Origin of the sequence: Streptomyces drozdowiczii, assembly GCF_026167665.1 — a bacterium.
In the GTDB taxonomy this organism is placed as follows: Bacteria; Actinomycetota; Actinomycetes; order Streptomycetales; family Streptomycetaceae; genus Streptomyces; species Streptomyces drozdowiczii_A.
This window is the reverse complement of sequence record NZ_CP098740.1, coordinates 7,127,092-7,148,063: the sequence shown is the minus strand read 5'-3', so window position 1 is coordinate 7,148,063 and position 20,972 is coordinate 7,127,092. Positions and strand designations below refer to the sequence as shown.

At 72.9% G+C, this 20,972-nt stretch carries 23 protein-coding genes and 3 pseudogenes; 14 read left to right on the top strand and 12 right to left on the bottom strand.

Translation table 11 applies throughout. The features are described 5' to 3' along the window. The first annotated feature begins 130 nt into the window (after positions 1-130). Both NEH16_RS32275 and NEH16_RS32270 read left to right on the top strand, forming a co-directional pair. Positions 131-1,603 (top strand): multicopper oxidase family protein, encoded by a 1,473-nt coding sequence (locus NEH16_RS32275; RefSeq protein ID WP_073969533.1) that lies wholly within the window; start codon positions 131-133, stop codon positions 1,601-1,603. 175 nt (positions 1,604-1,778) lie between these two features. Beyond that, a complete protein-coding gene (locus tag NEH16_RS32270; protein ID WP_073969532.1) occupies positions 1,779-2,405 on the top strand; it encodes a DUF1772 domain-containing protein in 627 nt (208 codons plus the stop codon). Positions 2,406-2,465: 60 nt separating this feature from the next. On the opposite strand, the gene NEH16_RS32265 is transcribed toward NEH16_RS32270, so the two are convergent. Then, entirely contained in the window at positions 2,466-2,960 is a 495-nt protein-coding gene (locus tag NEH16_RS32265) for a DUF1772 domain-containing protein (RefSeq protein ID WP_073969531.1), read from the bottom strand. A gap of 164 nt (positions 2,961-3,124) precedes the next feature. Continuing rightward, positions 3,125-3,661, bottom strand: coding sequence for a pyridoxamine 5'-phosphate oxidase family protein (locus tag NEH16_RS32260; protein ID WP_265546683.1), 537 nt, complete (start codon positions 3,659-3,661; stop codon positions 3,125-3,127). Between the two features lie 116 nt (positions 3,662-3,777). Here NEH16_RS32260 and NEH16_RS32255 point away from each other — a divergent pair, with 116 nt between their 5' ends. From NEH16_RS32255 to NEH16_RS32240, 4 genes are all read left to right on the top strand, one after another. Then, positions 3,778-4,230, top strand: coding sequence for a GNAT family N-acetyltransferase (locus tag NEH16_RS32255; RefSeq protein WP_265546681.1), 453 nt, complete (start codon positions 3,778-3,780; stop codon positions 4,228-4,230). Positions 4,231-4,253: 23 nt separating this feature from the next. Then, a complete protein-coding gene (locus NEH16_RS32250; RefSeq protein ID WP_265546680.1) occupies positions 4,254-5,306 on the top strand; it encodes a phosphotransferase family protein in 1,053 nt (350 codons plus the stop codon). Positions 5,307-5,406: 100 nt separating this feature from the next. Further along, positions 5,407-6,192: a VOC family protein gene (locus tag NEH16_RS32245; protein WP_073969528.1), complete on the top strand. Its 786-nt coding sequence runs from the start codon at positions 5,407-5,409 to the stop codon at positions 6,190-6,192. Positions 6,193-6,274: 82 nt separating this feature from the next. Next, positions 6,275-6,805 (top strand): GNAT family N-acetyltransferase, encoded by a 531-nt coding sequence (locus NEH16_RS32240; RefSeq protein ID WP_265546679.1) that lies wholly within the window; start codon positions 6,275-6,277, stop codon positions 6,803-6,805. Positions 6,806-6,821: 16 nt separating this feature from the next. Here NEH16_RS32240 and NEH16_RS32235 read toward each other — a convergent pair whose 3' ends face one another. After that, positions 6,822-7,226, bottom strand: a complete 405-nt coding sequence (locus tag NEH16_RS32235) for an SgcJ/EcaC family oxidoreductase (protein ID WP_265546678.1) — start codon at positions 7,224-7,226, stop codon at positions 6,822-6,824. A gap of 50 nt (positions 7,227-7,276) precedes the next feature. Next, complete coding sequence (locus NEH16_RS32230) at positions 7,277-8,512, bottom strand: MFS transporter (RefSeq protein WP_265546677.1); 1,236 nt, start codon at positions 8,510-8,512, stop codon at positions 7,277-7,279. 121 nt (positions 8,513-8,633) lie between these two features. Here NEH16_RS32230 and NEH16_RS32225 point away from each other — a divergent pair. From NEH16_RS32225 to NEH16_RS32215, 3 genes and pseudogenes are all read left to right on the top strand, one after another. Beyond that, a pseudogene (locus NEH16_RS32225) lies at positions 8,634-9,565 on the top strand (LysR family transcriptional regulator). A gap of 203 nt (positions 9,566-9,768) precedes the next feature. Beyond that, positions 9,769-10,584: an alpha/beta fold hydrolase gene (locus tag NEH16_RS32220; protein ID WP_265546676.1), complete on the top strand. Its 816-nt coding sequence runs from the start codon at positions 9,769-9,771 to the stop codon at positions 10,582-10,584. Continuing rightward, positions 10,577-11,227 (top strand): hypothetical protein, encoded by a 651-nt coding sequence (locus NEH16_RS32215; protein WP_265546674.1) that lies wholly within the window; start codon positions 10,577-10,579, stop codon positions 11,225-11,227. The genes NEH16_RS32220 and NEH16_RS32215 overlap by 8 nt, the downstream gene beginning before the upstream one ends. Here NEH16_RS32215 and NEH16_RS32210 read toward each other — a convergent pair. After that, positions 11,172-11,807 carry a TetR/AcrR family transcriptional regulator gene (locus NEH16_RS32210; protein ID WP_265547475.1) on the bottom strand — a complete coding sequence of 212 codons (636 nt, stop codon included), beginning with the start codon at positions 11,805-11,807 and terminating at the stop codon, positions 11,172-11,174. The genes NEH16_RS32215 and NEH16_RS32210 overlap by 56 nt on opposite strands. 128 nt (positions 11,808-11,935) lie before the next feature. Between NEH16_RS32210 and NEH16_RS32205 the strand changes: the two genes are divergently transcribed. The 3 genes from NEH16_RS32205 to NEH16_RS32195 are packed head-to-tail and all read left to right on the top strand — an operon-like array spanning position 11,936 to position 13,533. Then, positions 11,936-12,595, top strand: coding sequence for an FMN-dependent NADH-azoreductase (locus NEH16_RS32205; protein WP_265546673.1), 660 nt, complete (start codon positions 11,936-11,938; stop codon positions 12,593-12,595). Next, positions 12,592-12,918 carry a DMT family transporter gene (locus NEH16_RS32200; RefSeq protein WP_265546672.1) on the top strand — a complete coding sequence of 109 codons (327 nt, stop codon included), beginning with the start codon at positions 12,592-12,594 and terminating at the stop codon, positions 12,916-12,918. The genes NEH16_RS32205 and NEH16_RS32200 overlap by 4 nt, the downstream gene beginning before the upstream one ends. 9 nt (positions 12,919-12,927) lie before the next feature. Beyond that, positions 12,928-13,533 (top strand): hypothetical protein, encoded by a 606-nt coding sequence (locus NEH16_RS32195; protein WP_265546670.1) that lies wholly within the window; start codon positions 12,928-12,930, stop codon positions 13,531-13,533. Between the two features lie 4 nt (positions 13,534-13,537). Here the strand turns inward: NEH16_RS32195 and NEH16_RS32190 are convergent, their stop codons facing one another. Next, a complete protein-coding gene (locus NEH16_RS32190) occupies positions 13,538-14,377 on the bottom strand; it encodes a class I SAM-dependent methyltransferase (protein WP_265546669.1) in 840 nt (279 codons plus the stop codon). A 109-nt stretch (positions 14,378-14,486) separates the two neighbouring features. Here NEH16_RS32190 and NEH16_RS32185 point away from each other — a divergent pair. Then, positions 14,487-15,367, top strand: a pseudogene (locus NEH16_RS32185) (FAD-dependent oxidoreductase). Between the two features lie 95 nt (positions 15,368-15,462). Continuing rightward, a pseudogene (locus NEH16_RS32180) lies at positions 15,463-16,658 on the top strand (alpha/beta hydrolase family protein). 68 nt (positions 16,659-16,726) lie between these two features. On the opposite strand, the gene NEH16_RS32175 reads toward NEH16_RS32180, so the two are convergent. The 6 genes from NEH16_RS32175 to NEH16_RS32150 form a co-directional block, all read right to left on the bottom strand. Continuing rightward, the gene (locus NEH16_RS32175; protein WP_265546668.1) at positions 16,727-17,194 is read right to left on the bottom strand and encodes a DUF2871 domain-containing protein; all 468 of its coding nucleotides are present in this window, start codon (positions 17,192-17,194) and stop codon (positions 16,727-16,729) included. A gap of 175 nt (positions 17,195-17,369) precedes the next feature. Continuing rightward, positions 17,370-17,861: a nucleotidyltransferase domain-containing protein gene (locus NEH16_RS32170; protein WP_265546666.1), complete on the bottom strand. Its 492-nt coding sequence runs from the start codon at positions 17,859-17,861 to the stop codon at positions 17,370-17,372. After that, on the bottom strand, positions 17,858-18,625 hold the full coding sequence (locus NEH16_RS32165) for a histidine phosphatase family protein (protein ID WP_265546664.1): 768 nt from the start codon (positions 18,623-18,625) through the stop codon (positions 17,858-17,860). The genes NEH16_RS32170 and NEH16_RS32165 overlap by 4 nt, the downstream gene beginning before the upstream one ends. A 24-nt stretch (positions 18,626-18,649) precedes the next feature. Continuing rightward, complete coding sequence (locus NEH16_RS32160) at positions 18,650-19,711, bottom strand: CU044_5270 family protein (protein WP_265546663.1); 1,062 nt, start codon at positions 19,709-19,711, stop codon at positions 18,650-18,652. Further along, on the bottom strand, positions 19,708-20,340 hold the full coding sequence (locus NEH16_RS32155; RefSeq protein ID WP_265546661.1) for an RNA polymerase sigma factor: 633 nt from the start codon (positions 20,338-20,340) through the stop codon (positions 19,708-19,710). The genes NEH16_RS32160 and NEH16_RS32155 overlap by 4 nt, the downstream gene beginning before the upstream one ends. 93 nt (positions 20,341-20,433) lie before the next feature. Continuing rightward, on the bottom strand, positions 20,434-20,910 hold the full coding sequence (locus NEH16_RS32150; RefSeq protein WP_265546660.1) for a nuclear transport factor 2 family protein: 477 nt from the start codon (positions 20,908-20,910) through the stop codon (positions 20,434-20,436). Positions 20,911-20,972: the final 62 nt, after the last annotated feature.

Sequence of the window (20,972 nt, the reverse complement as noted above, 5' to 3'; positions counted from 1 at the left end):
CAAGCGCGAAAACGGGTCATTCGCCATGTATCGGCCTTCCGGGCGCCCGCCCTAGCAGCGTCCGAGATGCGTGCGAGCCGTCCTTGCTTGATTCGGCGCGTCCGCCGAATCCAGCAGCAGGAGTTCCGTGATGGTGACCAGACGCACTCTGATGACCGCCCTGAGCGTCACCGGCGCCGGGCTGTTCACCGGCGCGGCCTTCACCCCGCTGATGACGGCGGGCGCCGCCCCGCGCGAGGACGCCGCCGCGACCGGCGGGGCGGCCGTGCCCGTGGGCCCCGCCGTCCAGCCGTTCCAGGTGCCGCTGCCCCTGCTGCCGGTGCTGACCCCCGGCGCGACGCGCGGCGGCGCCGACGTCTACGACATCACCATGCGCCGGACCGGCGCCGAGATCCTGCCGGGCCTGAGCACCGACGTCCTCACCTACGACGGGCACTTCCCCGGCGGCATCGTCCGGGCCCGCTCCGGGCGCCCCGTGGTGATGCGCCAGCACAACCAGCTGGGCGTGGACACCTCGGTGCACCTCCACGGCGCCTCGGTGCCCGTCACCAGCGACGGCGACCCGATGAACACCTTCGCCTCCGGGACGAGCCGCACCTACACGTACCCGAACCAGCAGCCGCACGCCTCGCTCTGGTACCACGACCACGCCCACCACTCGGAGTCCGAGAACTGCTACCGGGGCCTGTCGGGCAGCTATCTGCTCACCGACGACGTGGAGGAGGCGCTGCCGCTGCCGGCCGGGCGCTACGACGTCACCGTGGCGCTGCGCGACGCCCACTTCGACGACGACGGGCAGCTGCTGTACATCCTGGACGACGCGGCGGGCCGCTCCACGATCCTCGCGAACGGCAAGCCGTACCCGTACCTCCAGGTCGCCGCCCGCAAGTACCGCTTCCGGTTGCTGAACTCCTCCAACCTGCGGTTCTTCGCGCTGCGCCTGGCCGACGGCTCGCCCTTCACCCAGATCGGCTCCGACGGCGGCCTGCTGCCGCGCCCCTTCACCACCGACGCGCTGCTCCTGTCACCGGCCGAGCGCGCGGACGTCGTCATCGACTTCTCCCGCTACCCGGTCGGCACGCGGCTCGTCCTGGAGAACACCCTCGGCCCCGGCGACCCGGACCGGACGGGCAAGGTCATGCGCTTCGACGTGGTGCGCAAGGCGCCCGACCCGAGCCGGGTGCCGTCCGTACTGCGTACACTGCCGCCGCTGCCGCCGGTGACCGGGCGGCGCTCCTTCGACCTGAACGTCGCCGTCGTCGGCGGTGAACCGCAGGGCACCATCAACGGCCGCGTCTACGATCCCGCGCGCATCGACACCGACATCCCGTACGGCGCCAGCGAGGTCTGGACCGTCACCAACACCAACACCGACGTGCCGCACAACTTCCACATGCACCTGGTGCAGTTCCGCGTCCTGGAGCGCAACGGGAAGTCGCCGACCGGCGCCGAGGCGGGCCTCAAGGACACCGTGTGCCTGCTGCCCGGCGAGACCGTCAAACTCCAGGCCACCTTCGACTCGTACCGGGGCACCTACGTCTACCACTGCCACCTGCTCGACCACTCCGCGATGGGCATGATGGCGCGGATGCGCATCCGCTGATCCATCGCACCCGGGCACGCCCGTTCGAGTCTCGCTCGACGTTCGCTGGAGGAACGCTCGTGATCCTGTCCAGGGCGGCCTCCGCGCCCGCGGCGGGAGTAAAAGCACCTCTATCCTCGTCAACAGCGCGCCTCGGCACCCCACTTACGAACCGGACAAGAGCGAGGACGTACCGATGACACCCAACCCGTACCCGCAGCAGCAGGGCCCCGCCGGCGCGCAGGCGCCGTACCAGCAGCCGTGGGGCCGGCCCGCCGCGCCCGTGCCGCCGCGGGAGGACCGCCCGAACAAGGCCGCCGGCTGGCTGCACATGATCTCGGTGATCACGCTCGGGCTCATGGCCGGCCTGTTCTTCGCCTACGACGTCTCGGTGATGCCCGGCCTCGCCAACACCGACGACCGCACCTACGTCACCTCGATGCAGCAGTTCAACGCGGAGATCGACGGCAACGGCCTGTTCGCGCTCATCTTCATGGGGGCCATCGTCGCCGCGGGCCTCGCCGCGTTCCTGGAGTTCCGCCGGGGACGGAAGACGATCGCCCTGTGGGCCGGTCTCGCCGCCGTCCTCTACCTCGTCGTCCTGATGCTCACGATGGGCGTCGAGATCCCGCTCAACAACCAGCTCGCCGACCTCGGCAACCCGGCCAAGATCCACGACTTCTCCCTGGTCGACAAGTTCAAGGGGACCTGGGAGACCGTCAACATCTTCCGTACGCTCCTCAACACGGCGGCCCTGGGCTGCGCGGCGTACGCCGCCAAGCTGCACGGCCGCGCGGAGGCGCTGCTGTCCGTCGGCCGCTGAGCCGACGCCCTCCGGGAGGGCCGGTACGGGCACGAGCCCCGTACCGGCCCTCCCGCGCGTTCAGCTGCCGCCGTTCAGGACGAGGGCCCAGCACAGCAGCCCGGTGGCGGCGATGCACAGCAGCGTCCGCAGCACGTTCCCCCGCGCCCAGGCCCCCTCGAAGGCCGCCCGCACCGCCTCGGGCCGCGCGATCCCGTCCACCGGACCCGCCGCCTCCAGCGCGTTGTTCAGCGGGATGTTGAGGCGGCTGGTGACCCCCATCGACGCGATGTAGCAGACGAGCGCCGCGACGGTCGGCACCACCGCGTCCCGGTCCCCGCCGCCGAACTGGAGCCCGACCGCGAGCCCCGTGAAGACGAGGGCCCCGATGTAGCCGAGCACGAACCACCCGTTGAGGATGGCCACGTTGACCCGCTGCATCACATCGATGAACGTACGGTCCCCCGTACCGCGCAGCGCCGGCATCACGGAGATGGCGAAGCCGTAGAACAGCCCGCTGATCAGCCCCGTCGTCACGGTGGCCGCGATGAGCGCGAGCGTTTGTGCGATCTCCATTGCCTGACCCTTCAGCTTCTGCCGGTGCGGCGGTGCCTGCGCAAGTCAACTCTCCTCTGCGCAAAGGGAATGCAACAGGAAGGTCAAGTGCCGGGGTCCAGCGTACGGGGGTGACCGCGGCGGCGGGGCGTAATCGCGGCAGCCTGCGCGGGTGGCTCAGGCCGTCACGGCCGGAAGCGGGTCTGGCTGAACCCCTCGCCCCGGCCGAACGCGAGGACCTTCGTCGGCCGGACCGCGAACACCGGGACGACCGCGCCCGGCACCCCGGAGGTCTCCGGCGCGGGCCCCTCCGGCCGGTGCCGGAAACCGCCCTCGACCGCGTCGTACGGCCACCCGATCTTCGCCATCCACAGCTCCGCGAGCCGCTCCAGGGTCGGGTGCTCGGCGACCCGTACCGCAGGCCCCTCGACGACGACGTCGAGCCCGTGCCCGTACGCGTTGTTGCCCGTCGTCAGGGCGCAGTTCGGGTTCCGGGTGAGGTTACGGCCCTTCTGCTCCTCCAGCCCCGTCGAGAAGTGCAGCGCCCCGTCGAGCCACACCGCCGGCAGCGGCGTCACATGCGGCCGCCCGTCGGGCCGGACCGTCGAGAGCCAGAACACCTCGGCCCGTTCGAGGACGGCCACCACCTCGGCCCACGGGGTCGCCGTGGCACCGGCACTGCTGTAGTCGGGGTGGAGCTCCGCCACGGGTTCGTTCGTCATGACTCCGCCTTCGTCCCGGTCCTGGAAACCCCCAGTCTGCGCGGCGACCACGGCCCCCGCCCGCACGCGCGGCCGCTCGCGGCCCGTCGCTCCCCGGAACAGTCCAGCATGGCCCCATGGACATGGACATGGACACGGAGAAGAACGATGTTGTCGTCGTGCGCCCGGCCGTCCCGGCGGAGGCCGCCGCGCTGGCGGGGATCGACGCCGGACGGCGTACGAGCATCGAGAAGTGGTGCCGTCAGGGCGTGGCGTACGTGGCACGGGACACGGCGTCCGGGCCGCCGCTCGGGTACTGCGTGCTGGAGTACACGTTCTTCGAGCAGGGCTTCGTCACCCTCCTGATGGTGGCCCCGGAGGCCCGGCGCCGGGGCGTGGGGCACCGGCTGCTGGAAGCCGCGGCGGCCACCTGCACCACCCCGAAGCTGTTCACCTCGACCAACGTCTCCAACCAGCCGATGCAGCGCCTGCTCCAACGCGCCGGCTGGACCCCGGCCGGCCTCCTCCACGGTCTGGACGAGGGCGATCCGGAGCTGTTCTACCTGCGAAAAGGGCGCGGGCTTCGGTGAAGCCTGCGGCTACGCTCCTCCCCATGCCTCATTCCCTTCCACTGACCGCCCCCCTGCTCACCGTCATGGGCGGCATCCCCGCGCAGGCCGAGCCCCTGGACAGCAGCCCCCGGTCGCGGGTGTGGCGGGTGCGGGCGGGGGACGGGCGGCCCGTGATCGTCAAGCAGATCACCGACGACGGGGACACCGGCGCCGACGCGGACGCCCGGTTCGCGCGGGAGGCCGCCGGGCTGCGGCTCGCGGGGCGCGGCTCCGTGGCCCCCGCGCTGCTCGCCACGGACCCGGCCGCGCGGGTCATGCTCCTCGAGTACGTGGACGACCTCGGCCGGACCGACGACTGGATGCCGGGGTACGCCGACGCGCTCGCCCGGCTGCACGCCCTGACCGGGCCCGCCGACGCGGGCGCGCTCCCGGCCTGGTCGGGCCCCACGGCCGCCGACGCGGAGTCCTTCCTCGCCCTCGCCCGGGCGCTCGACGTGCCCGTACCGGCCGCCGTCCCGGACGAACTCGCCGGGCTCCTGGAACGGCTCGACCCCACCGGGCACCACGCGCTGCTCCACGGCGACCCCTGCCCCGGCAACGACCTGCGCACCCCGGACGGCGTCCGCTTCGTGGACTTCGAGCGGGCCGCGCTCGGCAACGGCCTCGTCGAGCTGGCGTACTTCCGCATCGGCTTCCCCACCTGCTGGTGCGCGATGTCGGTCACGGCGGCCCCGCTCGCCGAGGTGGAGGCCGTCTACCGGTCCACCTGGCGCGACCTCACGGGCCGCGACGTGCCCGGCGACCTCGCCGACGCGTGCGCGGGCTGGCTGATCCAGGGCGACGCGCTGGTCGAGCGGGCGCAGCGGGGGACGGCCGACCAACTCGCCCGGGTGGCCGCCGAGGACTTCGAGTGGGGGTACGTCTCCGCCCGCGAACGCCTCGTCCACCGTCTGGGCGTCGTCGCGGACCTGACCCGCGACCACGACCGCCTCCACGCGCTCGGCCGCCTCGCCTCCGCCCTGGCCACCCGCCTGCTGGAACACTGGCCGGCCCTGCGCCCGCTGCCCACGCCGGACGAGCGGCCCTGGTACTGAGCGGGCTGTCACCCGTACGGGCCGATTCCGCTCGCGCGGGGGCCGGGTAAGGAGGGCCCGTCCACCCCCGAGCAGCCTCCCGGAGGCACCCGTGCCCGAAATGAACGATCCCTACCGGCCCGGCACCCCGTGCTGGATCGACCTGATGGTCCCCGACCAGCAGGCGGCCATCGACTTCTACTGCGACCTCTTCGGCTGGCAGGGCGAGGTGGGCCCGCCGGAGCAGGGCGGCTACTCCGTCTGCACGCTCAAGGGCAAGCCCGTCGCCGGGATCATGAAGGCGATGAACCAGGACGGCACGGTGCCGGACCCGATGCCGCCGACGGCGTGGACGACGTATCTGTCGACCGACGCGATCGACGCCACGCTCAGGTCCGTCACCGAGGCCGGCGGCACGGTCGTCGTCCCCCCGATGGACGTCATGGACCTCGGCCGCATGGCCGTGATCGCCGACCCGGCGGGCGCGGTCTTCGGCCTGTGGCAGCCCGGCACCTTCGGCGGCGCGGCCATCGTCAACGAGCACGGGGCGCTGGTCTGGAGCGAGCTGACCACTCCCGACCCGGACGCGGCGTCCGCGTTCTACTCCGCCGCCCTGCCGGTGACGGCGACCCCCTCCGAGATGGAGGGCGCCGACGGCTACGTCGAGTTCCAGGTCGACGGGCGGGCGGTGGGCGGCATGATGGACATGAGCAAGGTGCCGCCGAACGTCACGCCGCACTGGCAGCCGTACTTCGCGGTGGACAGCGTGGACGACATCCAGGCCGCCGCCGTCCGCGCCGGCGCCACGGTCCTGGCCCCCGCCTTCGACATGGTCGCCGGCCGCATGGCGGTCCTGGCCGACCCGCAGGGCGGGGCGTTCTCGGTCATCGCGCCGAAGGCGTCGTAGCGTCCGGCCCGCTGGGGCGCGGGGAGGACGCCAACTCCTCGCGCCCGACGCCGTATGCGTACACGCGTGCGAAGATCGTGGCGTGAAGGACCAGAGCCCGACCGACCTGCGTTTCCGTCCCGCCGGTGACCCCGACCTCGCCTCCCTCGTACGGCTGCGCGACGACGCGGCGCGCTGGATGCTCGCCCGGGGCGTCACCGGCCAGTGGCAGCCCAGCGAACTGGGCGAGGACCACTTCCGCCGGATCATGGCGACGGGTGAGGTGTGGCTCGCCGAGGCCGCCGGACGCGTGGTCGGCGCCTGGGAGCTGTGGTGGGAGGACGAGGACGCCTGGGGCCCGCAGCCCGCGACCGCCGGTTACGTGCACCGGCTGATGGTGGACCGCACCGCCGTCCCGCCCGGCACGGGACGGCGGCTCCTGCGGGCCGCCGAGCACCGCGTGGCCGAGGCGGGCCGGACGCTGGTGCGCCTGGACTGCCTGGCGGGCAACGAGCCCCTGACCGCGTACTACCTCGGCGTCGGCTACCGGGTGGTCGGCCGCAAGGAGGGCAAACCGCAGCCGGGCGGCACGCCGAAGTCGTTCACGCTCCTCGAGAAGGCCCTCGCGGGCTGACCGGCGTCGGGGCCCGTCAGCCCGCCACGACCTGCGTGTTCTGACCGGCGGTCAGCAGCCACCGTCCGTCGTCGCCCCGGCTCATCACGTACAGCGGAGCGCCCTCGCTCTCCTCCTCCGGTGCCGGATAGCGCTGCCGGACCTTGACCGCCGCGACGTCCGGGCGGATGAAGAGGACGTGCGCCACCTCATAGGTGACCTGCCCGGCCCAGTCGGCGGCGGGCAGCACGGTCCGGGTGAACGCGGAGATCGCCTCGATGCCGATGAGGACCTTGCCGTGGGCGGTCGTCCAGACCGCGTCGGGGTGGAAGAGGGTCAGGAACTCGTCGGGGTCCTTGCGCTGCTGGGAGCGCTCGACGGTGGCGACGACCGCGCGGATCGCTTCGAGGTCGGCGGCGTGGGTGCGTGTGTCGGTATCCATGCCGGGAATCCTGCAACCTCAAGTCCGCTTGAGATCAAGCCCGGTTGAGATCACGCTCGGTTGAGGTCGAGGGCCGTCCGGGGTGCCCGCCCCCGCCGGGGGAGCAGGAACGGGGTGCCCAGGATGAGCACCCCCGCCACCGCGAGGGCCGGACGCGGCCCGGTGACGTCCGCGAGCAGCCCGGCGAGCGCGGTGAGCACGGCGATGGACGCCTGCTGCCCGATCGACCACGCGGTGAGCATGCGGGCGACGAGATGCTTGGGCGTGTGCTCCAGCCGGTACGTGGAGAGCACCGGCCCGTACAGGCTCATGTTGACGATGATGGCCAGCTCGACGGCCATCACGGTGACGAGCCCGACGACACCCGGCCGTACGAACACCAGCCCGATCAGCCAGACCGCGCGCAGGGTGCCCACGGTCCGGAAGACCCGGTCGCGGCCGTAGCGGGCGACGACCCGGCGGGCCAGCCGCGAGCCGATGAGCCCGCCGAGACACGGAGCGGCGAAGGCGAGACCGTACTGCCAGGGCGGAAACCCGAGTCGGCGCAGCAGGAGGACCGCCAGCAGCGGTTCGGTGGCCATGATCAGGCCGCCGACGAGCACCTGGTTGAGGTAGAGCGCCCGCAGCACGGGGTGCCCCAGGATGTGCCGCCACCCGGCGAGCAGCGCGCCCGCCCGCAGCGGGCTCTCCTCCTTGGGCCGTGGTGCCTCCTCCCGGCCCCGGATCGCGGTGATGCCGAGCGCGGAGAGCAGATAGCTGAGCGCGTCGGCCACCACGGTGGTGACCGGCCCGAAGACCCCGATCGCCGCGCCGCCGAGGGGCGGGCCGACCGCGATGGAGCTCCAGTTCGTGGACTCGAACCGCGCGTTGGCGACGAGCAGGTCCTCCTGGCGGACGAGCGCCTTCAGATACGCGCCGCTCGCCGCGCCGAACGCGATCTTCGCCGCGGCGACCACGGCCGACACCACCAGCAGCTGGACGAACCCGAGCAGCCCGAAGGCGTACGCGACCGGGATCGACGCCATGGCCGCGAACCGGACCAGGTCCATCCCGATCATGACGGGCCGCTTGCGCCGGAACTCCACCCACGGCGCGAGCGGCACCGCGATCAGCGCCCCCACGGCGGGCCCGACCGCCGACAACGCGGAGACCTGGGCGGGCCCGGCGTCCAGCACGAGCACGGCGAGCAGCGGCAGGGCGCCGAACCCGAGCCCCGACCCGTACGCGCTCACGGCGTAGGCGGCCCACAACCAGCCGAACGGCCGCCCCAACGCTCTTCTGCCCATGCCGCCTCACCCGTACAACCCGAAATAGCCGGGTGAGAGCTAACCGCTCGGCGGAACCGCAGGTCAAACAACCATCGACGGGCCGAAGCACAACCATGGGTTGTTCACTAGGCTGCTCGCCATGGACCTCCAAGCAGTGCGCACGTTCGTCGCCGTCACGGAGGCGGGCGGCTTCCAGAAGGCCGCGGCGGACCTCGCGGTCACCCAGCAGGCCGTCTCCAAGCGCATCGCCGCGCTGGAGGCGGCCCTCGGCGTACGCCTCTTCACCCGCGCCCCGCGCGGCGCCGAGCTGACCATCGACGGCCGGGCGTTCCTGCCCCACGCACACGAACTACTGCGCGCGGCCGAGCGCGCCAGCGCGTCCGTACGCCCCGGGCACCGCCCGCTCCGCGTCGACGTGATCGCGTCCCGCACCGCGCAGTCGGGCCTCATGCGCGCCTTCCACCGGGCCCACCCCGCCATCGCCCTCGACGTGATGATGCTGGTCAGCATGGACACGGCCGTGGCCGCGCTCCGCACCGGCGAACTCGACGCGACCTTTCGCGCGGTGGCCGCCCCCGGCCGCCCCCTCCCCGACGACATCGCGTCGGCCCGCGTCCTGGACGAACCCCTCCAACTCCTCACCGGCCCCGCCCACGCCCTGGCCGACGCCTCCTCGGTGACCCTCACCGACCTGGTGGGCCACCGCATCTGGATGCCGGGCATCGCCCCCGGTACGGAGTGGGGCGCCTACTACGACGACCTGGTGGCGGAGTTCGCCCTCACGATCGAGGCGACGGGCCCGAACTTCGGCTCGGACGTCCTGCTCGACACCATCGCGGACACCCCGTCCCTGGCCACGTTCATGGGCGAACACTCCCGCCTCATCTGGCCCGACACCCACGCCCTCCGCCGCATCCCGATCACCACCCCGACCCCGGTCTACCCCCACTCCCTCCTCTGGCACCGCGACAACCCGCACCCGGACCTGGCCACGCTCCGGTCGTACGCGGGGCGGCGGGGGAGTGGGGGGCGGCGGGGAGCTGGGTGCCGGGGTGGGTGGCGGGGCAGTGAACGAGAGGCGATCCGTCGCACGCGAACGGCATCGGTGCTGACTCGAAGTCAGGCTGAAAACCCGTCGCCTCAGCCGCTGACCTCAGCAGCTGAATCGCCGATCCGGACCCGGGAACGGTGGCCCCTCCGTGCCGGAGAGGGGTCACCGCCGGCAGGCGAGACGCCTCCGCGTCCCCCTCGATCACCCGGCTAAGGTGCCCGGCATGAACGCCATAGCGCTGCGCGGTGCCACGATCCACTACGACGACCTCGGGCCCTCCGCGGGGCTGCCGGTCCTGTTGGTTCACGGGCATCCGTTCAACCGCACTCTGTGGGCGCCCCAGAGCGAGGCGCTGGCCGAGGCGGGGTATCGGGTCGTCACCCCTGATCTGCGGGGTTACGGGCAGAGCGGCGTCACTCGGGGGAAGGTGTTCCTCTCCGACTTCGCCGATGATCTCGCCGCGCTCCTCGACCACCTGGGTATCGAGGGGGCCGTGGTCGGCGGTGTTTCGATGGGCGGTCAGATCGCCATGGAGTTCCAGCGCCTGCACCCGCAGCGGGTGCGCGCCCTGGTCCTGTCCGACACCTCGGCCCCCGCAGAGACCGAGGAGGGCAAGGCGTTCCGCAACCGCTTGGCCGACCGGCTGCTCGCCGAGGGCATGGACGGTTACGCGAACGAGGTGATCGACAAGATGCTCGCCGCGTACAACGTCGCGGCGATGCCGGAGGTCGCCGGGCGCGTCCTGGGCATGATGCGTGCCACGGACCCCCACGGCGCGGCGGCGGCCCTGCGCGGGCGGGCCGAACGGCCCGACTACCGGGACACGTTGGCGGCGGTCCGGAAGCCGGTGCTGGTCGTGGTCGGCGCGGACGACGTCTACACGCCGGTCGCGGACGCCGAGGCGATCCGCGGCCTCGTTCCCCACGCGACCCTGGCCGTCGTCGAGAAGGCCGGCCACTTGCCGGGGGCCGAGCAGCCCGGGCACTTCAACGCCGCTCTGCTGGACTTCCTCGCCACGCGGGTGGCCCCGCGTGACTGAGCCGCATCCGCTCCTGGCCCACTTCACGGCCGCGGCCGACGGCCGATTCCCGCCCTGCGACGGCGGCGTGTCGGTGCTGCCCCCGCTGCCCGGCGGCCTGGAGGCATCCGTCGCCTTCACCGGACACGGGGTGATCGCCACCGCCCTGGACGGCACGGAAGTGCTCGCCCTGGGACCTGACGGTTACGGTGCCTCCCTGGCGCCCGACTTCCTGCGCCACCTCGCGGGCCCGGAGGGGACGATCGGCGTCATCGACGCGACCCTGACCGCCCGTGGCACCGGCGGAACGCCACGACTGGCCGAACTGGGGAACGAGGCACACGACCACCCACGCGTCCTGCACGCCCGCGAACTGAGGACCGACATAAAGGTCTACGGCGACGAGAGGGGGCTGATCACTCTCGCGGACGGCCTTGCCGGACGGCGCGAACTGAGCATCGAACTGCATGCCCCCCAGCACGACAGCCAAGGGCACGGACGCGGCCTCCTCGCGGACGCCCTGACGCTCGTTCCAGAGGGCGAACCCCTCTTCGCCGCAGTCTCCCCGGGCAACGCCCGCTCACTCCGCGCCTTCCTGGCCTGCGGATTCACTCCGATCGGCAGCGAAGTGATCCTCCGGCCCCGGCGATCGGCGGAGCACTGAGGGCGACTTGGCCGGGATTGCCCGCCCCCGCCGCCACCTCCGCCAGCCGCCCCAGCCCCGCCTTGATCCGGTCCGGCGTGACCCCCCGCTCCCGCTGGTGCAGGAACACCTCGGGGGCCAGCGGCGCGAGCAGGCTGTCCGCCAATGCTTCCGGGTCCGGGGTGCCGGCCTGGCGGAGGAGGGTCAGGACGTGGGCGCGCCAGAAGCCGTACGCGCCCACCGTGAGGCGCTTCGCGCCGGACTCCGCGCCCAGGACCAGGTGGCTGTGCCGGTCCAGCAGGTCGACCATGGCCGAGAAGAACGCGGCGAGCCGTTCGTGGGGCGGGGCGCCGGGGCCCAGGGGCGGGGCGCCCCGCAGCAGCTTCTCCTGGAGGAGCCGTTCGTGCTCGTCGAGCAGCGCCGCCGCGATGGACGTCACGTCCGGGTAGCGGCGGTAGAGCGTGCCCCGGCCGACGCCGGCCGTGCGCGCGATGTCCTCCATCGTGACGGTCAGCGGGTCCCCGGTCTCGAACAGCCGGGCCGCCGCCGCGAGCACCTTGGCGCGGTTGCGTGCCGCGTCCGCGCGTTCCCTCGTCTCCACCACGGCCTCAGCCTACGGCAGTCCTCGAAATAAGCGGACACCGTGTCCGCTTCGTTGGTAGGGTCGCGATCGTCGTTGTAAGTGGACACGCTGTCCGGTTAAACCTGCCCCAGAGGGAGAACGCCTCCATGACATCCCCGACCCTCCTCCACCTCGACGCCAGCGCCCGCCGCCGCTCCTTCAGCCGCGAGCTGGGCGACGCCGTCGCCGGTGCCTGGCGTACCGCCCACCCCGGCGCCACGTACCTCCACCGCGACCTCGCACTCACCCCGGTCCCGCAGATAACCGAGGCGTGGACCGAGCTGTGCGACCACATCCTGGAGCACGGGATCACCGACCCCACCCGCTACCGCGAAGCGGTCCGCACCCCCGAACAGGCCGCCGCCTGGGCGGTCGTCGAGCCGCTGCTCGCCGAACTCCTCGCCGCCGACACCGTCCTCATCGCCACGCCCATGTACAACTTCTCGGTCCCCGCCTCGCTCAAGGCGTGGATCGACCAGGTGACCTTCCCCAGGATGTCCCTGGCCGGACGCCGCTTCGTCGTGGCGTACGCACGCGGCGGGGCGTACGGGCCGGGCACGCCGCGCCACCCGTACGACCACCAGGAGCGCTATCTGCGCGACTTCTTCGCCGGGCACTTCGCGATCCCCGACGAGGCGATGGACTTCCTCGGCACCGAGCTGGTGAACGCCCGCGTCGATCCCGCCCTGGCCGCCCGCCGTACCGCCCACGACGCGTCCCGCGAGGCCGCGTTGGCGGCGGCCCGGAAGACCGGCGGAGCGCTGTGAGCTGGCTGCTGCTCCTCGCGGCGGGGCTGGTGGAGGTCGCCTGGTCGCAGAGCATCAAGCCCACGGCCGGCTTCACCCGCCCGCTGCCGACCCTGGTCTGCTTCGTGCTCGCCGCCGGCGCCGTCTATCTGCTGTCCCTGGCGATGCGGAACCTGCCGGTCGGCACGGCGTACGCGGTCTTCACCGGGATCGGCGCGCTCGGGGCGATCACCCTGGGCATCGTCGTCCACAAGGACCCGGTGTCGATGGGCCGTATCGCCGCACTCGCCCTCATCGTCGGGGGCGTGGCCCTGGCCCGGGTGACCTCTCAGGAGGGTGCGTAGGGTCATGCCATGGGCGTCGACCTCACCACACTGATCGCCGACTGGTCCTGGCTGGCCGAGGCCCCGCCCCCACAGCGGCTGGAGCGGCTGCGGAACGCCTGGTACGACGACGAGACCGGGCTGTGGGACTACGACGGGAACGGGACCGACGGCGGGTGGGAGTGGCCGCGCGGGCCGCACAGCGCGCTCTTCGGCGTGTACGAATTCCCGGGCACCCTCGGCTCGTACAAGCCGCACTTCTGGGCGGGCGAGGCGTGGGAGAAGGCCCGCGACCACGTCGACGCGGACGTGCGGGCGGACCTGGACGCGCTGCTCGGCGGGCTGATCTGGAACGGTCCGGACTTCGATGACGAGGAGCCCGGCGAGGGCCACGCCTTCTTCTCCGGGGGCTACGGCCTGCTGGTCGCGCAGTCCCCGGAGGGCGTACGGGAACTGCTCGCGACCTGGGAGCGCGTACGGCCCCGGCTCGAAGAGCTTCGCGCGCCCTACGAGGAGCGCTCCGAAGCGTCCCAGTACAGGGGCTTCGACGCCTTCGTGCGCCTCCTGACCGACTGGGGCGAGGTCCTGGCCGAGGCCGCCCGCCGGGGCTGGGGGATCGCGGGCGTGAGCGAGTGAGCGGTCAGCGCCTGCGCGAGACCCCCAGCTCGATCAGGTAGCGCTTCGTCACCCGGCCCCCGTACCGCCCGTCGATCAACTCGGCGATGGAGTCCAGCAGCCCGTGCCGGGCGGCCTCGGGAAGCGCGCGGTGCCCGGAGTACGTCCGCAGCACGTCCAGGTACTGGGCCGTGGTGTACGTGACGTCGTGCTCGTAACGCCGGAAGACCGACGGGCCGAAGCGGCCGCTGCGCGCCACCTCCTCCGCGTGGTCCGCGTTGCCGACCTCGGCGGCGGTGGGAGGCCGCGTCCCGGGCTTCGTCGCCGGGTCGAAGCGCTCGTAGCAGCGCTGGACCTCCACGAAGAACTCCTCGGTGCCGCCCCGCACATGCTGGGTGCGCACCACGGCGAGCGCGCCGCCCGCCCGCAGCGCGTCGGCCGCCTTGGGGACGCGCACCGCCGGGTCGATCCAGTGGAACGCGGTGACGACGAGCACGGTGTCGTACGGCTCCGCGGGCAGCGGCCAGCTCTCGAACGCGGCCGTCACCACCTCCACGTCCGCCGCCCCGGCCAGATTGCGCCGGGCGACCGCGGCCATGCTCGCCCCCGCCTCGACGGCCGTGATCCGGCACCCCCGCCGGGCCAGCGGGACCGTGGCCTGCCCGGTCCCGCAGCCCACCTCCAGCACCCGGCTGCCGGGCCGCGCCCCGGCGAGTTCCGCGAGGTCGTCGTACAGCTCCGCCGGATACCCGGGCCTGGCCCGGTCGTACAGCTCCGCGTCCTCGTCGAACGTCTGCCGCAGCCGCTCCCGCAGGGAGTCGTCGGGGGTGTCGTCGCGGGGCGCGGGTGCGGTGATTTCGGGCATGCGGGGCAGCGTAGGCGATGCGGGCCTCCGTGGTCCTACTGATGGCCCAGCAGGCCGAAAGGCCGTCAACCGGGCGCCGAACCCGGGCGCTCGGTGCTGGAATGGCTCCATGGCCGACACGCTCCACGACACCGACCTGCTCGTCATCGGCGGCGGCCCCGCCGGCTGTGCCGCCGTCCGGATGGCCGCCGGGGTGGGGCTGCGTACGGTGCTGGTCGAGCCGGAACGGCTGTGCCGGAACCTCTTTCGCATCCCCGCCCTCGACAACGTGCTCGGCGGCCACACCAGCGGCCGCGCCCTCGCCGAAGCCATCACGGCGGAGGTCATGGGCACGGAGCTGTGCCGGCTCGAACTCGGGCGTTACGCAGCCGAGTTGCGCGCCGCCGACGAGCGCGTGACCGTCACACTCGACACCGGAGCCCGCCTCACCGCCCCGTACGCCGTCGTCGCCACCGGCGTGGGGCCGCTCCAGCCACGCGACGTCCCCTGGATCACCGCACCGGACGGACTCACCCTGCCGCCCCTGTGGCAGGCGGAAGCGGAGGAGGGGCGGACCCTCCTCGTGCTCGGCGGTGACCGCCCGATCGGGACCTTCCTGCGCGCCCACCCGGACACCGGCACCCGCCTGATCGTGGCGTACCCGCCGGCGGACGCGTACAAGACGGACGAGATCCGCGACGACCCCCGCGTCACGCTGGTCCCCGTCGACCACCTGACGCTCTCGGGGCGGCGGAGGTGACAGCCCCGGACGACCTCCGGCGGACGCCGGCCGCGGACGCCGTCTTCCTCAGCCTCGGCAGCGCCCCGACCGCCCCGCCCGGCGACCTGGTCCGGGGCGCGGACGGGTACTGCGCGCCCGCCGACCAACACCCCCGTGTCCTCGTCGCGGGCGACCTCCGCTCGGCGCGCTACCAGCGCATCATGACCGCCTTCGGCTCGGGCAGCGAGGCCGCGTTGCATGCGTATTACGCGGCCCGGGTGGGCCCCTAGTACGACACGCGCACCGCGCGTGCGACCTCGGGCCCACCACATCGCGGCCCGTGGGCGGACGTCGGCGCCTCGGCCCCGCACCTAGCGTTCGGGTCATGAGAACCCGTCACCGTGCCCTGGCCGCCTCGCTCCTCGTCCTCGCCCTGGGCGCCACGTCCGTCACCCCGGCCGTCGCCGCCGCCCCGCAGCCCGCCTCCGGCGCGTCCGTGTCCGGCGCTCCCGCCCCGCGGTTGCGGCTCCCCGCGCCGTCCGGGCCGTACGCCGTCGGCGAGAGCACCCTGCACCTCCGGGACGCCGGGCGCGCCGACCCGTACGTGCCGGAGGCGGGGGCGCGCGAGCTGCTGGTGTCCGTGTTCTATCCGGCGCGGGGCGGGAGCGGGGTGCGTGCCCCGTACATGAGCGCGAAGGAGGCGGAACTGCTGCTGGAGTCGCGGGGGTTGGGCGGTGTCGTCGCGCCCGGGGTGGTCGGGGCCACCGAGACGTACGCGCGTACCGGTGCGGCGCCCGCGCCCGGGCGGTTTCCGCTCGTCGTGCTGTCGCCCGGGTTCGGGCAGAGCCGCTTCACGCTCACGGCCCTCGCGACGGACCTGGCGTCCCGGGGGTACGTCGTCGCGGCGGTGGACCACGCCCACGAGTCCGTCGCCACCGTCTTCCCGGGCGGGCGCGTCCTGCCGTGCGCCGCCTGCGAGTACGTGGAGCGGGTCGGTGACGCGGGGCTCGGGGAGGTCGCGCGGGCCGGGCCGAGGACGTCTCGTTCCTGCTGGACCGGCTGACGGCTGATCAGCCGGCCTGGCGATACGCCTCGATGATCGACCGGCGGCGCATCGGCATGGCCGGTCACTCCATCGGTGGCGACTCCGCCGCGTCCACGATGGCCGCCGACCGACGCGTGCGCGCGGGCGTGAACATGGACGGGACCTTCTACGACCCGGTCCCCGCCGCAGGGCTCAGGGGCCGGCCGTTCATGATGCTCGGCACCGAGGTGGACCACGCGTCCGGCGGCACCTTCGACACCACCTGGGACCGCGACTGGGCGCGCCTCGACGGCTGGAAGAGGTGGCTCACGGTGGCCGGGGCCGGCCACTTCACCTTCACCGACCTGCCGCTGCTCGCGGCGCAGTTGGGCATCGCCGACCCCGCGGCGCCGTTGCCCGCCGACCGGTCCGGCGACATCACCCGCGACTACGTCGCCGCCTTCTTCGACCTCCACCTCAAGGGCGTACCCCAGCGTCTGCTCGCCGGTCCGACTCCGAGGAATCCCGAGGTGACGTTCCAGGCGCCCGGGCGGTAGCGCGCAAGTTGCGCGACGCGGGGGCCTCGATTATTACGGCGTAATAATCGAGGCCCCCAGGTGCGAACTCACACGGCGCTCGCCGTCTCCGCAGTCGGCTCGTTCGGAGTGGAAGCCGGCTTGACGTGCTCGTTGACGCGCTTGCCGAGCAGGATGAAGAGCAGGATCAGTCCCACGGTCAGCAGGATGTGGCCGAGTCCGGCCGTCAGCGGCACGGCCTCCGCGATGTGGTCCTCGTCGCGGCCGAGCACCGTCAGGATGCCGTGGACGCCCATCATCGCCGTCGAGATGGCGATGCCGATGTTGTAGAACCAGAAGAACGCGGTGAACAGCTTCGAGCCGGACAGTCCGAAGACCTTGTCCAGCGCGAGGACGATCAGGAAGACGAGCATGCCCAGCGCCAGCAGGTGCGTGTGCATGAGCGCCAGCTGGGTATCGCCGTGGAAGTCCTTGATCTTCGTGAACTCCCGGTAGAAGAGCCCTGAGATCACTCCGACGATCATGTAGACGTGTGCTGCGTGAAATGACTTCCGCATGGCGGAGTTCGCCCCCCTGGGTCGACTACCGTATTGATCGCGGCCATTCAAGCATCCGGTCCCGCGCACGGATGTGTTTCACGCAGCTCGCCGGGGAACTTCGCGAGCGAGCCTCAAGTCGCCTTCAAGCGCTTCTCGTACGCGGTTGGGTTGCCCGTCCTACTCGACTCCAGGATCAGAAGTGCGTGCTGATCCCGAACGTCTCGCGGAGCCGGGCCATGTCGTGCAGATCCCGGTCCCTGGGCTCGTAACCCTGGTGGAAGAAGACCTGCTGCGCGGCGGACAGGCAGGGCACGGTACGGCCCCCGACGCTGCCCGTGACGAAGCAGTCCGCCGGATAGGCGAACGGCTTCCCGGGCTCCAACGACTCCTGGAGGGCGCCCCCGTCCGGGCCGAACACGAGCGGATGCAGGTCGATCTGACGCCCCGCCCCATCCGAGACGACGAACCGCACAGGCCGCCAGTCGAGCGTTTCTGCGAACCCGGCCGCGGCAAGAGCGGCGACGACCGCCGGTTCCTGCTCCAGGCGGTGCATCAGGTCCAGATCCCGGTGCTCCCGCGTCTGCCGCCCCACCAGCGCGTCGATGCCCCAGCCCCCGCCGACCCAGACCTCCGCACCGGCCTCCCGCAGCAGGTCCAGGACCTCCAGCACGTCGTCGCCCGTCACGCGGTCGCGTCCCCTTCCCGAGCGAGGTGCGCGGTCCCGCCCCAGAGCCGCAGGTTCAGGCGGTGGCCGTCGCCCTGCCAGTGGGAGAGCGAGGCGTTGGGCACCGGCGGTACGGCCTCGGGGGTCGCCGCGCCGAGGCCCGCCAGGGCGAAGCGGACGGCGACGACCGCCGCGTCGTGCGCGACGAGCAGGACGCGCCGCCCGGGCGCGGCCCGCTCCAGATCGGCGAGGAACCCGCGCACCCGCAGGGCGACATCGGCGAGCGATTCCCCGCCGGGAGGGCGGTAGAACCACTCGCCCAGGCGGTCCCGGCGCGCGGCCTCCTCCGGGTCCCGCGCCGCCAGGGCGGCCGGCGGGTACAGCTCGAAGACGCCCGTCTCCCGGTCCCGCAGCCGCTCGTCCACCAGAAGCGGAAGCGGAGCGACGCCCTCACCGGCCGCGTACCCGGCCATCGCCTGCCAGGTCTGCCGGGCCCGTACGTACGGCGAGCAGACGACGAGGTCCAGCTCACCGGCGTACTCCACGAGCCACCGCCCGAGCGCCCGCGCCTGTGTCTGACCGAGGGCGGACAGCGGCACGTCGCGGTCGCGGCCCTCCAGGGGCGCCGCGCCCGCCTCGGCGAAGGCGACGTTGGCGGTGCTCTGCCCGTGCCGGACCGCCCACAGTGCGCCGAGGGCGTTCGGCACGGCGAGGGGCGCCCCGCCCGGTTCCCCTTCGGGACGCCAGGGTGCCGCCTCGCCGCTTCCCCGTACCGCGTCTGTCATGCCGTCAGGGTAGGGCCCGCGAGGTCATGCCGTGGTCGACGGCTTTTCGCGGAGGGCGTCGACCACCGCGCGTTCCAGGACCGCCGAGGTGTTCGTGACGGTGCCCTTCGGGCCCATGGAGGTGTCCCGGGTGAGGTAGGTCCGCTCGCCCAGGTACGCCAGGGTCTTCGCGTCGAAGATCCAGGCGGTGCGCCGGCCGGCGCGCTCGTCGTCGCGGGCCACGCCGATGCCGTGCCGGCCGGCGGCGTCCACCGCGTCGCTGTCCACGCTCACGCCGGGAATCCTCGCCGCGGCCTTGTACAGGGCGGCGGCGGTCTGCGGCGGCATCAGGGTCTCCCGCAGCAGCTCGCCGATGGCCTCGAAGGCGTCCTGGTCCGGGTCCCGCTCGTCGGCCGGGGTGTTCCGCGCGTCCTGGTCCGCGGTGATCTCGGCGGCGAGCCGCCGGAGCAGGGCGTCCGGGTCGGTGGGCAGGGAGGCGAGCCAGGTGTACGTCGGCCGGTTGAGGCCCGCCGGGTAGCCGACGGGCTTCTCGCCGTCCGGGACGCCGACCTCGATCGGGTAGTACCTGCCGTCCTGGTGGATCAGCCCCTCGTGGATCACCGGTCCGGACTTCTGCGCCATCCAGACCTCGCGCTCACCGGGCCTGCCCAGCTTCACCGGACCGCCGAACGCGCCCGTGTTCTCGGCCTGCAACGTCCTGACGTACACGTACTGCGCGTCGGTGACCTCGGTCGCGTCGCTCTTCGACGCGACCGTGGCGATCCGGTCCAGCAGCACGGTCGCCCCGCGGGGGGCCGTGGCGGCGGCGGTGGTGCGGGGGGTCTCGCCCTGATCGGTCACGGCGAGCGTGGTGAACAGGACCCCGCCCAGGGCCAGCCCGGCGGCGGGCAGGAGGACGGCGGGGCGCAGGAGGCGGGGCCGGGGGCGGGCGGTGGCGCGGTCGCCGTCCTGGTCGATCAGCTGCATCAGGGTTTCCTTGTGGTGGAGATGGCGCCCCGGGGGCAGATCCCGTTCGGCCGGGGCCGGCAGCAGCCGGGCCAGTTCCTCGCGTTCGGCCCGGGTGGGGCCGGAGGTACGGTCGTTCATCGGGCTTCCTCCTGGATGGGCAGGGCCACGAACGCGGCCCTGCCCTGTACCTCTCCGCGACGGGGGCGGGGTTCCGTGCCGCTGTCGTTCCGTTCCCGGGCCAGCCGGTCGTCCGTGAGCCGCCGCAGCCGTTCGCGGGCGCGGGACAGCCGCGACCGCACCGTGCCCACCGGGACGCCGAGCGCCTCGGCGGCCTCCGCGTAATCGAGGCCGGACCAGACGCAGAGGGCCAGCACCTCGCGGTCCTGGCGGCGCAGCCCGTCCAGCGCCTGCCGTACGGCGGCGAGCCGCCGGGCGTCGTCCACCTGCCCGGCAGCGGCGTCCGCGATGTCCGCGACGGGCTCCGGGGCGGGGCGGCGGGCCAGGAAGGCGAGGCGCCGGCCGGTGCCCCGGTTGGCGTTGCGCGCCTTGTTGGTGGCGATGCCGAGCAGCCACGGCAGCAGCGATTCGCCCTCCGGCTCGACGGATTGCCGAGTGCGCCAGGCGGCGAGGAAGGTCTCGGACATGACCTCCTCGGCCGCCGACCAGTCGCCCGTCAGCCGGTAGGCATGGTTGTAGACCGGCCGCGCGTACTCCTCGTAGAGCGCGGCGAACGCCCGGCGGTCGCCCGCCCTGATGCGCGTGCGCATACGCTCCCGGTCTTCCTGATCATCACATCTCACACCTCTACCTCTCCGCCCGGCGAGGCGGGTTCCCGTGACCCCCGCCACACCGGGCGTGCGTCAGTCGGCGGCCGGCGCGAATTCCGCCGGCAGGCGCGGCGGAGTCCCCCGGGTCCACACGATCCGCAGCGCGGTGGCGGAGACCCGCCAGCCGTCGACCGTCCTGACCAGCTCGGTTTCCGTGTGCCCGGCGGAGACGAAGACGTCGTCCGGGCCGCCCGCGAGGACGTGGGTGCTCAGCTGGGCGCCACGAACCGTGGCCCGGTCGCCGTCGATCTCGATGATGTTGTTCGTACCGAAATGCACGGTCCGGTCGAACAGCGCCATGCCCTGCCGCACGCGGTCCAGCAAGGCATCGCGCCCGTGGACGGTGCCCACGGGCATCTCGGCGGTGACGTCCTCGGTGTGGAACGCGCGAGCCCACTCGTCGTCAAGGACCCCGTGGTCCAGGGAGCGGAGGTAGCGGTCCAGGAGGTCGGTGATCTCGGCACGGTCGGTCAGGTGTCGCAGCTGCCGCTGCGCTTCTTCGGTTTCCATGGCGCCAGCCTCATATCTCAAGCGGACTTGAGGTCAAGGCGCTGTGTTGTCAGAGCCGTCTG

Excerpts from the sequence above, each read along its gene's own strand:
- NEH16_RS32275 (WP_073969533.1), top strand. The coding sequence starts at position 131 with ATGGTGACCAGACGCACTCTGATGACCGCCCTGAGCGTCACCGGCGCC.
- NEH16_RS32270 (WP_073969532.1), top strand. The coding sequence starts at position 1,779 with ATGACACCCAACCCGTACCCGCAGCAGCAGGGCCCCGCCGGCGCGCAG.
- NEH16_RS32265 (WP_073969531.1), bottom strand. The coding sequence starts at position 2,960 with ATGGAGATCGCACAAACGCTCGCGCTCATCGCGGCCACCGTGACGACG.
- NEH16_RS32260 (WP_265546683.1), bottom strand. The coding sequence starts at position 3,661 with ATGACGAACGAACCCGTGGCGGAGCTCCACCCCGACTACAGCAGTGCC.
- NEH16_RS32255 (WP_265546681.1), top strand. The coding sequence starts at position 3,778 with ATGGACATGGACATGGACACGGAGAAGAACGATGTTGTCGTCGTGCGC.
- NEH16_RS32250 (WP_265546680.1), top strand. The coding sequence starts at position 4,254 with ATGCCTCATTCCCTTCCACTGACCGCCCCCCTGCTCACCGTCATGGGC.
- NEH16_RS32245 (WP_073969528.1), top strand. The coding sequence starts at position 5,407 with ATGAACGATCCCTACCGGCCCGGCACCCCGTGCTGGATCGACCTGATG.
- NEH16_RS32235 (WP_265546678.1), bottom strand. The coding sequence starts at position 7,226 with ATGGATACCGACACACGCACCCACGCCGCCGACCTCGAAGCGATCCGC.
- NEH16_RS32230 (WP_265546677.1), bottom strand. The coding sequence starts at position 8,512 with ATGGGCAGAAGAGCGTTGGGGCGGCCGTTCGGCTGGTTGTGGGCCGCC.
- NEH16_RS32220 (WP_265546676.1), top strand. The coding sequence starts at position 9,769 with ATGAACGCCATAGCGCTGCGCGGTGCCACGATCCACTACGACGACCTC.
- NEH16_RS32205 (WP_265546673.1), top strand. The coding sequence starts at position 11,936 with ATGACATCCCCGACCCTCCTCCACCTCGACGCCAGCGCCCGCCGCCGC.
- NEH16_RS32195 (WP_265546670.1), top strand. The coding sequence starts at position 12,928 with ATGGGCGTCGACCTCACCACACTGATCGCCGACTGGTCCTGGCTGGCC.
- NEH16_RS32190 (WP_265546669.1), bottom strand. The coding sequence starts at position 14,377 with ATGCCCGAAATCACCGCACCCGCGCCCCGCGACGACACCCCCGACGAC.
- NEH16_RS32175 (WP_265546668.1), bottom strand. The coding sequence starts at position 17,194 with ATGCGGAAGTCATTTCACGCAGCACACGTCTACATGATCGTCGGAGTG.
- NEH16_RS32165 (WP_265546664.1), bottom strand. The coding sequence starts at position 18,625 with ATGACAGACGCGGTACGGGGAAGCGGCGAGGCGGCACCCTGGCGTCCC.
- NEH16_RS32160 (WP_265546663.1), bottom strand. The coding sequence starts at position 19,711 with ATGAACGACCGTACCTCCGGCCCCACCCGGGCCGAACGCGAGGAACTG.
- NEH16_RS32155 (WP_265546661.1), bottom strand. The coding sequence starts at position 20,340 with ATGCGCACGCGCATCAGGGCGGGCGACCGCCGGGCGTTCGCCGCGCTC.
- NEH16_RS32150 (WP_265546660.1), bottom strand. The coding sequence starts at position 20,910 with ATGGAAACCGAAGAAGCGCAGCGGCAGCTGCGACACCTGACCGACCGT.